General features: G+C 63.1%; 10 protein-coding genes. 2 read left to right on the top strand and 8 right to left on the bottom strand.

Annotation, left to right across the window (positions count from 1 at the left end):
- Positions 1-73: 73 nt before the first annotated feature.
- Positions 74-2,002: an RNase E specificity factor CsrD gene (locus tag AACQ43_RS16175; RefSeq protein WP_168967880.1), complete on the bottom strand. Its 1,929-nt coding sequence runs from the start codon at positions 2,000-2,002 to the stop codon at positions 74-76.
- 546 nt (positions 2,003-2,548) lie between these two features.
- Between AACQ43_RS16175 and AACQ43_RS16170 the strand changes: the two genes are divergently transcribed.
- Positions 2,549-4,078, top strand: a complete 1,530-nt coding sequence (locus tag AACQ43_RS16170) for an EAL domain-containing protein (protein WP_168967879.1) — start codon at positions 2,549-2,551, stop codon at positions 4,076-4,078.
- A 178-nt stretch (positions 4,079-4,256) separates the two neighbouring features.
- Positions 4,257-5,354 carry a calcium:proton antiporter gene (locus AACQ43_RS16165; RefSeq protein ID WP_017408799.1) on the top strand — a complete coding sequence of 366 codons (1,098 nt, stop codon included), beginning with the start codon at positions 4,257-4,259 and terminating at the stop codon, positions 5,352-5,354.
- Positions 5,355-5,424: 70 nt separating this feature from the next.
- On the opposite strand, the gene hutH is transcribed toward AACQ43_RS16165, so the two are convergent.
- From hutH to rpoH, 7 genes are all read right to left on the bottom strand, one after another.
- Positions 5,425-6,957 (bottom strand): histidine ammonia-lyase, encoded by a 1,533-nt coding sequence (hutH, locus tag AACQ43_RS16160; RefSeq protein WP_168967878.1) that lies wholly within the window; start codon positions 6,955-6,957, stop codon positions 5,425-5,427.
- A gap of 4 nt (positions 6,958-6,961) precedes the next feature.
- Positions 6,962-8,671, bottom strand: a complete 1,710-nt coding sequence (gene hutU, locus AACQ43_RS16155) for a urocanate hydratase (RefSeq protein WP_076361698.1) — start codon at positions 8,669-8,671, stop codon at positions 6,962-6,964.
- Positions 8,672-8,725: 54 nt separating this feature from the next.
- Positions 8,726-9,670, bottom strand: a complete 945-nt coding sequence (hutG, locus tag AACQ43_RS16150; RefSeq protein WP_168967877.1) for a formimidoylglutamase — start codon at positions 9,668-9,670, stop codon at positions 8,726-8,728.
- Positions 9,663-10,898, bottom strand: coding sequence for an imidazolonepropionase (hutI, locus tag AACQ43_RS16145; RefSeq protein ID WP_168967876.1), 1,236 nt, complete (start codon positions 10,896-10,898; stop codon positions 9,663-9,665). The genes hutG and hutI overlap by 8 nt, the downstream gene beginning before the upstream one ends.
- 155 nt (positions 10,899-11,053) lie before the next feature.
- The gene (gene hutC / locus AACQ43_RS16140; protein ID WP_011704352.1) at positions 11,054-11,758 is read right to left on the bottom strand and encodes a histidine utilization repressor; all 705 of its coding nucleotides are present in this window, start codon (positions 11,756-11,758) and stop codon (positions 11,054-11,056) included.
- Between the two features lie 11 nt (positions 11,759-11,769).
- On the bottom strand, positions 11,770-12,429 hold the full coding sequence (can, locus tag AACQ43_RS16135) for a carbonate dehydratase (RefSeq protein WP_168967875.1): 660 nt from the start codon (positions 12,427-12,429) through the stop codon (positions 11,770-11,772).
- A 200-nt stretch (positions 12,430-12,629) separates the two neighbouring features.
- Positions 12,630-13,484 (bottom strand): RNA polymerase sigma factor RpoH, encoded by an 855-nt coding sequence (rpoH, locus tag AACQ43_RS16130; protein WP_168967874.1) that lies wholly within the window; start codon positions 13,482-13,484, stop codon positions 12,630-12,632.
- Positions 13,485-13,547: the final 63 nt, after the last annotated feature.

Raw genomic sequence — 13,547 nt, 5'->3', positions numbered from 1 at the left:
GGCATGCAGGACGCAATTCCGGCGCTGAACCACAAAAAGAGAGGGTCGCCCAGGCGACCCTCTCTTGCATTCATCAGGCGCCGGCAGGCTCCAGCACCAATGGCTGTGGCTCGGCGAACCAGGGGCCCTGCCCGGCGTGCACCCCGAGGTGGCGCAGCATCTTCCACTCATCGCCGCTCTCCACCCCCACGGCGATGACCCGGGTGCGGGTGTTGGCACAGCCCCCCACCAGGCTGCGCACCGCCATCTGGTTGACCTGGCGGGTATGGATCTCGCGCACCAGGCTGGGGTGCAACTTGAGGAAGTTGATCTCGAACTCCTTGATGTACTGGGTGCTCACCACATCCTGACCTGCGTGATCGATGGCCAGCTGGCAGCCCAGCATCCGCAGTGCCCGCAATGGCCGCTTGAGCGCCTCGTAGTGGCGGGTGACCTGAGCCTCGGAGAGTTGCAGGATCAAGCGCTCGTTGGTGCTGCGCGGCAGCTGGAACAGATCGAAGAACAGCCAGCGCTGAAACTCCCGGTGCAGCAGGCTCTGGGCGCAGAGGGTCAGGCTGATGGGGCAGCTCTGTTCGGAGCGCTGGCGCAGCAGGCCGAGGGTCTGTTCCGCCACCAGCCGATCCAGCGGCAGCAGCAACCCCGCCTTCTCCGCCATCGGCATGAAGACACCGGCCTGCAGCTCCCGCCCCTGCTCGTCGTGGATCCGGATCAGCAGATCCTGCTGCAATACCACCTGATCCCGCTCCTGCTGCACCGGCTGCACGTAGAAGTCGATGCCGTGCTCTTCGATGCGCCGGCCGATCAGGGTGCGCCAGCGTACCGTGCCCTTGCTGCTCTGCTCCTCGTCCAGTTGCTTCTCGAAGAGGAACCAGCCGGTGTGGCCCTGCAGCCGCGCACTCTTGAGCGCCAGCTCCGCCTCCTCCTGTACCTTGAGCAGGGAGTCTTGTGCCTGATAGCAAACTGCGCCGAGATAGACGGCGGTATCCGGATTGACCGCCTCGGGCCAGTGCAGCCGCTGCAGGCTCTTGTGCAGCTGGCCGGCGGCATCCACCATCTCGCTTTCCGACATGTTGGGCAGCAGCACGGCAAACACCTGGCCAGCATAACGGGCCTGCAGGGCACCGTTGTGCTTGCGCACGAAAGCGGCGATGGAGGCGCTTGCCTCCATCAGCAGATCCTGGCTCTGGCGGCCGTTCAGCTCGGGATCCAGCTCTTCCAGCCCGGCCAGCTCGATCAGCAGCACGCCGCCGCTCATCACGCTCGCCTCCATGATGGCGCTCTCCAGCCGGTTGTCGAAGAACAGCCGGTTGCCGATGCCGGTCATCTTGTCCACGAAGGCGTTGCTGCGAATGAAATTGTCGAAGCGGCTGCGCTCCTTGCGGGCATCCGCCAGCTCGGCCAGCAGATAGTCGAGAGCCTGACTGGCCGGCTGCGGCCACTCGTCGGCTGTATCGTGGGACAGCTTGGTGAGCTTGTTGTCGAGGATCAGCTGGGCCCGTTCCGCCAGCAACTCGGCTCCCCGCAACTGCAACCGCAGCCAGCGGATGGAGTACCAGAGGCCGAACACCACGATGAAAACGCCAAGGGAGATGCCGGACATCGCCTTCATGGAGTACTCGAACTCCTTGAACGGCCGCTCCAGCTTGAAGTCGGCCTGCATGCCAGGCTGATGGGGCATGGGCTGGTGATAGGGGATCAGCAGGTTCTCGTCAGTCGGCTGCTGTACGTCGCGAAACCAGTAGATCCGCTGCTTGTCCTGGCGGATCTCCAGCTCCACCACGTGGGCAGAGCGCAGCAGGGTCGGCAGCCAGCGGGTGAGATCCTGATGATCGTCGGCCATCTCCAGCTGCTTGTCGATGATCTCGACCAGCGAGTTGACCTTCTTCTGTTGCATCTCCATGCCCAGCTCGCGAAAGCTGAACACCCCGCCAAGCAGCACCATGGCCATGGCCGCAATGACGCACAGGGTGATAAACGAGACAAGCTGAGTGGTCAGTTTCATGTACCTTTCCGTATGCCCGACAACATCCATGTGGCTTCATCGTATCAGCCAACCTCGAAGCGCGCCTATGGACGAAGATCCCGCTTCTGGAATTAAGCGGGCGAGCATACCCAAACCGGTACGAGAACACCAAGCCCCGGGCGGGGTGACGGCCAAAAAATGACGGATGACGGAAAGAAACAGGAGGAAACTCAGTGCACTGGCTGAACGACGGGCAGAAAAATGGTCCCACAAAGGGGACCAAAAGAAACACTCATATCAAAACTAACACTCTGTGCTACTGACAAAAAAACAGATACAGGAGTATTGAACACACGGTGAGTCAAACCGCACGGCTACTCTAGCCACTTCAGATAAGCTGGACAATTGTCATTTATGACAGGTCAGCGATTGAATCTTCAGCAACTCACTTTATAAAACCATTATTTATCAGCACATTATAAATTCACGCCACAAGTGTGATCGGTTCCGCTCAAATCGATTCAGCTAATGCACTATGATGATGCCACCCATATGCATCCCATCCCCACATCAGGCAGGTGCACCTTGCGACCCATCTCCCCCCTCTGGCTCAGCCTGCTGCTGTTCTGCCTGCCCCTGCTGGCCAGCCTGCCCATCAGTCAGCTGCTCGGCGGCCCGCTGGCCCATCAGTTGCTGCAAGAGAAGAAGATGGAGGTCGAGACCGCGTTGGCGGAACGCCACCGTCTGCTGGACAACAACATCCGCCATCAGCTGACCCGCTTCCAGTTTGATTGCGGACGTCAAGACATGACCCTGCTGCGGGACCCCCGTTACTACAACAGCCACATCCGCATCCAGGGGATCCTGCTCGCCAACGGTGGTGGCTGTTCCAGTCTGGGACTGGATCTGCCCTTCACCCCGGCCGAACTGCCGCCCTACACCAATCAGGAGCAGTTCGGGATCGCCGCCACCCAGGCCCGCTTCCACACCGAGCAGGAGCTGGTCGCCTACTACCGCACCGGTGGCAACATCGTCTACTGGGTACTGAACAACAGCTGGAGCCATGCCTTGTTGCAGACCCCTTGCTCCAACTGCTTCTATCTGGAGTTCGGCCAGCAACAGCCAGGGGCATCAAGCCCGATCTTTCCCCGCGGTGACAGCAGCATCAAGCAGGAGGAGGGCAGCCAGAGCCTGAGCTTTTTCGACCCCAATCAGGAGATCAGGCAGACCCTGTGGGCAGGCCGGGCGCTCGAACACTACGCCCAGCAGCAGGCCCGCCACGATGGGCTCTGGCTCGGCGCCGCCGTGGGCACCCTGCTGGTCGCCGCCTACTGGGGGCTACGCAACTATCGGCGCTCGCTCAAGGGGTTACTGCAGGCCGGGCTGGCACGGCGCGAGTTCGTGCCCTTCTATCAACCCGTGGTCGACAGCCGCAGCCAGCAGGTGGTCGGCTTCGAGGCGCTGCTGCGCTGGCAGCGTGGCGGCGGCCTGATCCCGCCCGGCGCCTTCATCGACTATGCAGAGGAGCAGCAGCTGATCCTGCCGATGACCAGCCAGCTGCTGGAAAGGGTCATCGCGGATCTGCCCAGGCTCGCCCCCGGCCAATGGGTCAGCGTCAACATAGTGGCCGCCCACCTCGAGCACCCGCATTTGCGCAACCTGCTGTTGCAGCACGGCTGGCCCTCTCCCGCCCAGCTCACCTTCGAGCTGACCGAACGCAAGCCCATCACCGACATCAAGACGGCCGTCATCGAGATCACCGCCCTGCAACAGCAGGGCTACCACTTCAAGCTGGATGACTTCGGCACCGGTTACGGCGGCTTCGCCTACCTGCAACGGCTCGGCATCCGCCAGATCAAGATCGACAAGATGTTCGTCGACACCATAGGCACCGACGACCTCAAGCGCAGCGTGCTGGATGCCACCATCGCCTTCGGCCGCGAGTCGGGCATGGAGATGATCGCCGAAGGGGTCGAGCGCCAGGAGCAGGTCGACTATCTGCAGCAGCACGGCGTGCACCTGATCCAGGGCTATGTCTATGCCCCGCCCATGGCGCTGACCAAGTTGAAGATCTGGCTGCTGGCCTGGTATCAGAACCACACGGGTGAGCGCTGATCCACACTGCCGAGGCCGACCGCTCATATTTTGCAACAAAATGAGCAACAAAATGATTTTCCCTTGAGCGGACAACTCCCCTTATCATGAACAGGCACGCCACCTCATGTGGCGCCGCCACCCTGTTCCTTACCCGTCGGCTCACGCCGCCCTGATGAGATGATGAGAACCATTGCCTATGAAGTCATTTATCCGGCAAGAGATTGCCCTGCCCGTTGGCCTGCTCACCCTGCTCTTTTTCAAGACGCTCGGCAGCGACCTGCTGACAGAGGCCACTCCGCTCGGGATTTATCTTCCTGTCTCGGCGGTGCTGCTTGCCATCGTCACCTGGGCCATCTTCTCGGTGGTACGCCACTCGGATGCCCTTGCCATCAAGCTTGGCGAGCCTTTTGGCACCCTGATCCTCACCCTGTCGGTCATCTCGCTGGAAGTGGTGATGATCTCCTCGGTCATGCTGACCGGCGAACCCAATCCAGTGATGGCCCGCGACACCATGTTTGCCGTGGTGATGCTGGTGACCAACGGCCTGGTGGGCTTCACCCTGCTGTTCGGCGGCTGGCGCTACCACACCCAGAGCTTCAATCTGGACGGGGTCAAATCCTATCTGGTGGCCATCATCCCGCTGGCCCTGCTCTGCCTGGTGCTGCCCAACTTCACCGAAGGGGGCAACATCGGCAGCATGTCGAGCGCCATGTCCTGGATGCTCATCATCATCTCGGTGCTGCTCTATGGTGTCTTCCTGCTGATCCAGACCCGCAGCCACAGCCACTTCTTCATCGACAGCGATCACGAGGATTACGAAGAGCACCACGGCCCGCTGCAGAGCAACGTCTACCACACCCTGTTGCTGCTCGCCTATCTGGTGGTGGTGATCCTGCTGGCCAAGACCCTCGCCATTCCCATCAACCACGGGGTCAAGGTACTGGCGGCGCCGCCAGCGCTGGGCGGCTTCATCGTCGCCTGTATCGTGCTGGCCCCCGAGGCGGTCGGCGCCATCAAGGCCGCCTTCAACAATCAGCTGCAGCGGGCCATGAACCTCTACTTCGGCTCTGTGCTGGCCACCATCGCCCTCACCGTACCTGCGGTGCTGTTCATCGGCGCCATGCTGGGGCAGGAGGTGCGCCTGGGCCTCTCCGCCGCCGACATGGTACTGCTGTTCACCACCCTGATGGTGTGCAAGGTGACCTTCAGCAGCGGCCGCACCAATGTGCTGCACGGAGCCACTCACCTGGTGCTGTTCGTGGTGTACCTGTTCCTGATGTTCGAGCACGAATAACCGCGCACCAACCGCAGCAACGAAAAGACCGCCCGATTGGGCGGTCTTTTGCTATGGGCGGGATGGCTGCTTAGAGGCTCGGCAACACGCCGGCAGGGAGCAGGTCGTTGTAGCTGGCACGGCCCAGCAGCGCGGCGGCCGCCTCGATGTCCGGTGCGAAGTACCTGTCCTTGTCATAGAAGCTGACCTCTTCCCGCAGCCGGCCCTTGGCCAGCTCGATGAGCTCGGTGCTGCGCAGGGGAGCACGAAAATCCAGCCCTTGCGCTGCCGCCAGCAGTTCCACCGCCAGAATGCCACGGGTGTTCTCGGCCATGTCCGCCAGTCGACGGCCGGCGAAGGTGGCCATGGAGACGTGATCCTCCTGGTTGGCAGACGTCGGCAGGCTGTCCACCGAGGCCGGATGGGCCAGGGTCTTGTTCTCGGAGGCGAGCGCCGCCGAGGTGACCTGGGCGATCATGAAGCCCGAATTCACCCCGCCGTTGTTGACCAGGAAGGCCGGCAGACCAGACATCCGCGAGTCGATCAGCAGCGCCATGCGCCGCTCGGACAGCGACCCGATCTCGGCGATGGCCAGCGCCAGGTTGTCGGCGGCGAAGGCCACGGGTTCTGCGTGGAAGTTGCCGCCGGAGAGGATATCTTCGTCCTCGGCAAACACCAGCGGATTGTCGGAGACCGCGTTGGCCTCGCTCGCCAATACCTCGGCCGCCTGGCGGATCTGGGTCAGGCAGGCACCCATCACCTGCGGCTGGCAGCGCAGGGAGTAGGGATCCTGCACCTTCTCGCAGTTGTGATGGGACATGCCGATCTCGCTGCCATCCACCAGCAGGTGGCGATAGCAGGCGGCCGCGTCAATCTGGCCACGCTGACCACGCACCGCGTGGATGCGGGCATCGAACGGGCGGCGGCTGCCAAGGGCCGCCTCCACGCTCATGGCGCCGATGGTAATAGCGCCGGCGTAGAGATCCTCGGCGTGGAACAAGCCTTCCAGCGCGAAGGCGGTGCTCGCCTGGGTGCCGTTGAGCAGGGCCAGCCCCTCTTTCGGTGCCAGCGCGATGGGCTCCAGCCCGGCAATCTTCAGGGCCGTGGCGGCATCGATCAGCTCGCCAGCGTGGCGGGCCTTGCCCTCCCCGATCAGCAGACAGCTCATGTGGGCCAGCGGCGCCAGATCGCCGGAGGCGCCGACGGAGCCCTTCTTCGGCACCACCGGGTAGACTTCGGCATTGATGAGTCGCATCAGGGCCTCCAGCACCACCAGCCGGATGCCGGAGAAGCCGCGCGCCAGCGAGTTGAGCTTGAGCACCATCATCAGCCGCACGGTGGCGTCATCCATGTACTCGCCAATCCCCGCCGCATGAGAGAGCACGATGGAGCGCTGCAGCTCGTCCAGCTGCTCCACCGGAATGCGGGTGTTAGCCAACAGGCCAAAGCCGGTGTTGATGCCATACACCACCCGGTTTTGCTCGATCACCTTGGTGACCACGGCGGCGGAGGCGTGGATCCCCGCCAGAGCGGCGGGATCCAGTGAAACGTGTACCGGCTCGCGGCTGACGCGGCGCAGGGTGGCAAGATCCAGCTCGCCCGGAGTAATAGTCAATTCAAACATGGTGTTACACCTTTCCTTTGACACCGTTGGCGCCGTCAATCATCGGCAGATCCAGTTTCGCCTCGTGGGCGCAGTTGATGGCAATCTCGTAGCCGGCGTCGGCGTGACGCATCACCCCGGTAGCCGGGTCGTTGCGCAGTACGCGACCGACCCGCTTGGCGGCGTCATCGGTGCCGTCACAGACGATCACCACGCCGGAGTGCTGGGAGAAGCCCATGCCCACACCGCCACCGTGGTGCAGAGAGACCCAGGTCGCGCCGCCGGCCGTGTTGAGCAGGGCGTTGAGCAGCGGCCAGTCGGAAACGGCATCGGAGCCATCCATCATCGACTCGGTCTCGCGGTTCGGGCTCGCCACCGAGCCGGAATCCAGGTGATCGCGGCCGATGACGATGGGGGCTTTCAGCTCGCCATTCTTGACCATCTCGTTGAAGGCCAGGCCGAGGCGCACCCGATCCTTGACCCCGACCCAGCAGATCCGCGCCGGCAGGCCCTGGAAGGCGATGCGCTCGCGAGCCATGTCGAGCCAGTTGTGCAGGTGAGGATCATCGGGGATCAGCTCTTTCACCTTCTGGTCGGTCTTGTAGATATCTTCCGGATCGCCGGAGAGCGCCACCCAGCGGAACGGGCCAATCCCCTCGCAGAACAGCGGGCGAATGTAGGCCGGGACGAAGCCGGGGAAGTCGAAGGCGTTTTTCACCCCCTCCTCCAGCGCCATCTGGCGGATGTTGTTGCCGTAATCCAGGGTCGCTGCGCCGCGAGATTGCAGGGTCAGCATGGCTTCGACCTGCCGAGCCATGGAGTGGCGGGCGGCGACGTTCACCTCCTGGGGAGCGGATTTTTGCAGCGCGCGCCACTGGGCCACGCTCCAGCCCTGGGGCAGGTAGCCATGCACCGGGTCGTGGGCAGAAGTCTGGTCGGTCACCACGTCCGGGGTAATGCCACGGGCCACCAGCTCGGCGAACACGTCGGCGGCGTTGCCGAGCAGACCGACGGAGACGGCGCTGCCGCTCTGCCTGGCCTCTTCGATCATGGCCAGCGCCTCATCCAGGCTGTGGGCCTTCTTGTCCACATAACGGGTACGCAGACGAAAATCGATGCGGGTCTCGTCGCACTCCACCGCGATCATCGAGAAGCCGGCCATGGTGGCGGCCAGCGGCTGGGCGCCACCCATGCCGCCGAGCCCGCCGGTCAGGATCCAGCGCCCCTTGGGCTCGCCGTTGAAGTGCTGGTTGGCCACCGCGAAGAAGGTCTCGTAGGTGCCCTGCACGATCCCCTGAGTGCCTATGTAGATCCAGGATCCGGCGGTCATCTGGCCGTACATCATCAGGCCCTTTTTATCGAGCTCGTTGAAGTGCTCCCAGTTGGCCCAGTGCGGCACCAGGTTGGAGTTGGCGATCAGCACTCGCGGTGCGTCCTTGTGGGTCTGGAACACCCCGACCGGCTTGCCGGACTGCACCAGCAGAGTCTCGTTTTCCTCGAGCCGGGTCAGCACCTCGACGATCTTGTCGAAGCAGGCCCAGTTGCGGGCGGCGCGGCCGATGCCGCCATACACCACCAACGACTGGGGATGCTCGGCCACCTCGGGATCCAGGTTGTTCATCAGCATCCGCAGCGGCGCTTCGGTGAGCCAGCTCTTGGCGGTCAGCTTGGTGCCGCGCGGGGCGCGGATCACGCGATTGGGATCGTGGCGGGGATCCTGGTGTTGCTCAGACATATACACTCCTTGTTTATCGATGCAGCAGGGTGGCGGCCGGCCAGTGGCAGGCCGCTACTTGGTTAACTGATGGATCAGCCGCGCAGCCACGCGGGCACTGCGGTTGTCCTGATCCAGACTCGGGTTGTATTCGGCCAGATCGGCGAGCCTGAGCTTGCCGCTGGCCCGGATATGGGCGATAAGCGGTTCGATGACTGCCAGCTCCACGCCACGGGCGGCGGGGGCACTCACTCCCGGCATCACGGCTGCCGGCAGCACGTCGAGATCGATGGTCAGATAGAGGTGATCGCAGCGGGCGATAAAGGCATCCAGCCCGCTTAACAAGACCGGCAGCTCGGCCGGCGTCATCACCTCGTCCAGCACGTGCCACACCCCCAGCGCCTCGGCGCGCGCGAACAGCGCCTGGGTATTGGCGGTCTCGGCCACCCCGAGGCAGGCGTAGGTAAACGGCGTACCCTGGGCGGCGCACTGCTCGGCAATCTGGAAGAAGGGGGTGCCGGAGCTCGCCTGCTCCAGCTTCATGCGCAGGTCGAAGTGGGCATCGAAGTTGATGATGCCGACCCGGCCACGGCCAGCCAGATGCAGGTTGAGGCCGCTCCAGCTGCCGAAGGCCACCTCATGGCCGCCCCCCAGCACCAGCGGGAAGTGCCCCTCGTCCAGCAAGCGGGCCACCCGTTCGGCCAGGCGGCCATGGGCGGCGTCGAGATCGCCATCCTCGCAGTTCACGTCACCACAGTCATAGACGGGTCGACCCAGATGCCAGGCGCTGTTGGCCAGCAGCTTGCGCACCGCCAGCGGCGCACCGGCGGCCCCTACCCGCCCCTTGTTGCGGCGCACCCCCTCGTCACAGGCAAAGCCGACCAGGGCTACGCCCGCAGCGGTGCTGCCGGCTTGTGGCCAGGGTTGTACCTTGTCGTGCCAGCGCAGGGCCAGCTCGCCATCTTCCGGATCCTGGCGCCCCTGCCAGACCGACATGTCAACCGGGTTGAACTTATCCATGGAGCGTCTCCTCGCCGTTGACCACCCGGCTCACCAGCTGATCGACGCCAATGAGGTAGCTGAGCTCGGCCGGATGGCCGCAGTTCCAGACCAGAAAGTCCGCCAGCATGCCGACCCTGAGCTGCCCCAGCTGCTCCTGCTCGCCAAGCGCGCGGGCGGCATGGCGGGTCACTCCGGCCATGGCCTCCACCGGGGTCAGGCCGAACAGGGTGCAGGCCATGTTCATGGCCATCCGCAGCGAGACGATGGGGGCCGTGCCCGGGTTGATGTCGGAGGAGACCGCCATCGGCACCCCCGCCTTGCGCAGCGCAGCGACCGGCGGCAGCTTGGTCTCCTTGAGGAAGTAGAAGGCGGTGGGCAGCAGGGTGGCCACCACGCCGCGATGGGCCAGCGCCTGGATCCCCTCCGGATCCAGGTACTCCAGGTGATCCACCGAGAGGGCGCCGAAGTTGGCGGCCAGCGTGCTGCCACCGAGGTTGGAGAGCTGATCCATGTGCCCTTTCACCGCCAGACCGTATTGATCCGCCGCCAGATAGACCTGCTCGGTCTGGGCCAGCGAGAAGCCGATGTGTTCACAGAAGACGTCCACCGCATCGGCCAGGCCCGCCTCGGCGGCGGCCGGGATGATCTCCTGACAGATGGTCTCGACCCAGGAGTCGGGATCGTCGCGATACTCCGGCGGCACTGCATGGGCCGCCAGCAGGGTTGTCTTGACCCGGATCGGCAGCGCCTCCCCCAGTCGGCGGGCGACCCGCAGCATCTTGAGCTCATCCGTCAGGGTGAGGCCGTAGCCGGACTTGATCTCCACCATGGTGACCCCTTCCCGGATCAGGGATTTCACCCTCGGCAGCGCCAGCTCAAACAGCTGATCCTCACTGGCGGCGCGGGTGGCGCGCACCGTGCTGATGATGCCGCCGCCCTTGCGGGCGATCTCCGCATAGGGCACCCCCTTCTGGCGCAGTTCGAACTCTTCGGCGCGGCTGCCGGCGAAGATGAGGTGGGTGTGGCAATCGATGAGGCCGGGGGTGACCAGCTTGCCCTTCATGTCCTGCCAATGGGCGGGATAGGGGCCCTTGAGATCCTGCATCGGCACCAGGGCGTGGATCCGCCCCTCGTGAACGCCGAGGGCATGGGGTTCCAGCAGACCGTAGTCGGCCAGATCGGAGCGCAGGGTGGCGGGTGTCACGTTGAGCCAGACCCGCTCGCAGTTCAACAATTCCTTGTTCATACCGACCTCTAAATGTATATACATTAATTTATATCCGATCTCTGACGGGAAAGAAAGGATCAAGTTCACATCTTGATAACAGCGTATTCATTAGAGCTTAAACACAAAAAAGCCCGCCAGAGGCGGGCTTTGTCAAAAATAATATGTATATACAATTAGCTGAGACTGGTCTTGGAGCTCAACTTGTAGCGGGAGCCAGGCGACAGCAAACGGGCATAGGAGACCAGATAACCGTCGGACCAGGTACGCCGATGCAGCAGCAGGCAGGGGGTGTCGACCCGCACCTGCAACAAGCCGGCCTCGCCGGCACTTGGCAGCACCGCCTCCACCACGTGCTCCATCTCGGAGAGGGGGCAGACCTCCATCAGATAACGGTTGGGGGTCTGGCTGGCAAAGTCCTGCTCACCGTACTGTGGCAACCGCTCGGCATCGACGAAGCGCTCTTCCAGCTGCAGCGGCTCGCCATCAGCCTGATGGACGATGAGACTGTGGAAGATGGGGGCGCCGACCCGCAGGCCCAGCTGCACCGCCACCTTCTCATCGGCGGCCTGGCGCTGCAACCGGATCACCCGGCCGCTGTATTCGCTGCCCCGCTCGGCGATCTCGTCGGCAATGTTGCGAATGGCCAGCAACGGCGACTCGGTGCGCCTGTCCGCCACGAAGCTGCCGGAGCCGGCGGTACGCACCAGCCACCCCTCGGCCACCAGTTCGCGCAGCGCCTTGTTGACCGTCATCCGGCTCACGGCGAACTGCTCGCACAGGGCGGCCTCGGTCGGGATCCGGTCGCCAGCCTGATAGTGGCGTTCGCGGATCCCGTCCAGAATGTGCTGCTTGATCTGCAGATAGAGGGCCGGTGCCAACAGGATGCTCCTCAGCGACGGCGGTGGGTCGGACGCATGTCCGGCCAGGCGCGATAGACGTCCGGGATCTGCTCCGGCCCGCTGATGCAGAGATCGAGATCGTGCAGCAGACCGTCCTTGATGCCGTAGATCCAGCCGTGTACCGCCAGCTCCTGCCCCTTGCGCCAGGCGTTTTGGATGATGGTGGTGTGACAGACGTTGGCCACCTGCTCGGCCACGTTCAGCTCACACAGGTAGTCGAAGCGCTCGTGCTCATCCTCGATGGCATCCAGCTGCTCACGATACTTGAAGTAGACATCCTTGATGTTGCGCAGCCAGTTGTCGATGAGCCCCAGCTCCTGGTTCTGCATCGCCGCCTTGACGCCGCCGCAGCCGTAGTGGCCGCAGACGATGATGTGCTTCACCTTGAGCACCTCGACCGCGTATTGCAGCACCGAGAGGCAGTTGAAGTCGGTGTGTACTACCAGGTTGGCGACGTTGCGGTGGACGAACACATCCCCCGGCAGCAGCCCCATCAGCTGGTTGGCGGGTACCCGGCTGTCGGAGCAGCCGATCCAGAGGTATTCGGGGGCCTGCTGGGCGGAGAGGGTAGCAAAGAATTCGGGATCCTCGGCCTTGATCCGTTCCGCCCACTCGCGGTTGTTGGTAAACAAGTCGTTCAAGAGTTTCACTATCTGCTCTCCCTACTGTGGCAGTGGCGGCAACATACCATACACAAGGGTAACCAAGGCAAGGCCGACCAGATCCCCGTCAAACAAAAACAGGGCCATCAGGCCCTGTTTTTATGAGAGGAAGCATCAGGCTTCCGTGGCATCTTTCAGCTTCTTGAGAGCATTTTTCTCAAGTTGACGGACCCGCTCGGCGCACAGGCTTATGCTTCCATCGCATCCTTCAGCTTCTTGAGGGCGTTTTTCTCAAGCTGACGCACCCGCTCGGCGGAGACGCCGTAGGTATCGGCCAGCTCCTGCAGGGTGGTCTTGCTCTCATCGTCGAGCCAGCGGGCACGGATGATGTGCTGGCTGCGCTCGTCCAGGGTAGCCAGGGCCGAGCTCAGGCGACGGGCCGCATGATCGTCCCAGTTGTCGTTCTCGATGGTGGCGGCCAGATCGGAGGATTTGTCCTCCAGATAGTGAACTGGCGCGAAACCGCCCTCTTCTTCGTCATCACCGACCAGATCGAAGGCCTGATCGTAGTTGCTCATGCGCGCTTCCATCTCGGTAACGTCGGCGGCGGAAACCCCGAGGTCGGCAGCCACGGCCTGCACCTCTTCGTGGTTCAGCCAGCCCAGACGTTTCTTGGATTTGCGCAGATTGAAGAACAGCTTGCGCTGGGCCTTGGTGGTCGCCACCTTGACCATGCGCCAGTTGCGCAGAACGTATTCGTGAATTTCGGCCTTGATCCAGTGCACTGCAAAAGAGACCAGGCGCACGCCGACACTCGGGTCGAAGCGCTTGACCGCCTTCATCAGGCCGATATTGCCTTCCTGCACCAGGTCGGCCTGGGGCAGACCGTAGCCGGCATAACTCTTGGCGACATGAACGACAAAGCGCAGGTGCGACATAACGAGCTGACGGGCAGCCTCGAGATCGCCACCCTGCTGCAAACGCTCAGCCAGTTCACGCTCTTCCTCTGCGCTCAGCACCGGAATCGAGTTTACTGCCTGGATATAGCCTTCCAGACTACCTTGCGGAATCAGAGCCATAGTGCGCTGCAATGAAGTTCCCATGTTCTACCTCTTACTTTTCAATCGAATCAGTCTAACACCCTGAGAGGGCCTGTCTACTGACCG

This window comes from Aeromonas sp. DNRA1 (genome assembly GCF_963888745.1).
GTDB classification, from domain to species: domain Bacteria; phylum Pseudomonadota; class Gammaproteobacteria; order Enterobacterales; family Aeromonadaceae; genus Aeromonas; species Aeromonas hydrophila.
This window is presented reverse-complemented; position numbering and strand designations above follow the sequence as displayed.

What these genes read in the sequence shown, in the direction of transcription:
- hutI (WP_168967876.1), bottom strand. Translation starts at nt 10,898, where the DNA reads ATGAACAAGGAATTGTTGAACTGCGAGCGGGTCTGGCTCAACGTGACA.
- hutG (WP_168967877.1), bottom strand. Translation starts at nt 9,670, where the DNA reads ATGGATAAGTTCAACCCGGTTGACATGTCGGTCTGGCAGGGGCGCCAG.
- hutH (WP_168967878.1), bottom strand. Translation starts at nt 6,957, where the DNA reads ATGTTTGAATTGACTATTACTCCGGGCGAGCTGGATCTTGCCACCCTG.
- hutU (WP_076361698.1), bottom strand. Translation starts at nt 8,671, where the DNA reads ATGTCTGAGCAACACCAGGATCCCCGCCACGATCCCAATCGCGTGATC.
- rpoH (WP_168967874.1), bottom strand. Translation starts at nt 13,484, where the DNA reads ATGGGAACTTCATTGCAGCGCACTATGGCTCTGATTCCGCAAGGTAGT.
- AACQ43_RS16175 (WP_168967880.1), bottom strand. Translation starts at nt 2,002, where the DNA reads ATGAAACTGACCACTCAGCTTGTCTCGTTTATCACCCTGTGCGTCATT.
- AACQ43_RS16165 (WP_017408799.1), top strand. Translation starts at nt 4,257, where the DNA reads ATGAAGTCATTTATCCGGCAAGAGATTGCCCTGCCCGTTGGCCTGCTC.